Origin of the sequence: Planotetraspora silvatica, from assembly GCF_016863315.1 — a bacterium.
Classification (GTDB): domain Bacteria; phylum Actinomycetota; class Actinomycetes; order Streptosporangiales; family Streptosporangiaceae; genus Planotetraspora; species Planotetraspora silvatica.
Genome location: NZ_BOOQ01000108.1, coordinates 1 through 745, shown reverse-complemented (window position 1 = coordinate 745; position 745 = coordinate 1). Strand labels below are relative to the sequence as shown.

General features: G+C 68.9%; 1 protein-coding gene. It reads left to right on the top strand.

From position 1 onward, the window contains the following. A partial coding sequence (locus tag Psi02_RS39805; protein WP_203981097.1) for a DUF222 domain-containing protein occupies window positions 1–745 on the top strand: 745 nt, incomplete at both ends.

Sequence of the window (745 nt, the reverse complement as noted above, 5' to 3'; positions counted from 1 at the left end):
TATGGCGCCCGGTCCGGAGCTTGCCGTTCTGCTGGACGGGCTGGATCTGGTCCGGTTGAGCGGGTACGACGCGGTGGTGGTCCTGCAGGCCTACGCCCGGCTGGAAGCGCATGTGCAGGCCAGGAAAGCGACCGTGATGGCCGAAGTCGGGTTGTATGTTCCCGCACCCGGCGACATGACGAAAATGGCGGTCCCGGACAAATACTCCGCCGATGAAATACGCACCGCGTTGACGTTGACCCGGCGTGCGGCCGAACGGGAATACGCGTTCGCTCATGACCTGGCCACCCGTCTGCCCGCCGTTCGTGAGGCGCTCGGTGCCGGGCGGATCGACAAACCCCGCGCGCTGGTGTTCTCCGACTGGCTCGAAGACGTCCCGGCCGACCTCGCCCGCACAGTGGCCGACCATCTGCTGCCCACGGCCGGAGGGCATACCACCAGCCAGCTCAAAGACAAGATCAAACGGCTGCTGCTGGCCGCCGACCCGAGTTGGGCCCGCCGCCGCTACGAACGCGCCCTGCAACGCCGCCGGGTCGAAGGCACCCGCCTGCCCGACGGCAGCGCCAGCATCGCCGGCCACCAACTGCCGCTCGACCAGGCCGCCGCCGCGATCGCCCGCGTCGACGCCATCGCCCAACAGGCCAAACGCGCCGGGCTGCACACCCCGATCGACCACATCCGCACCGACATCTTCCTCGGCCTGCTCGACGGCACCCTCACCGGTCTGAACGACACCCAGATCGCC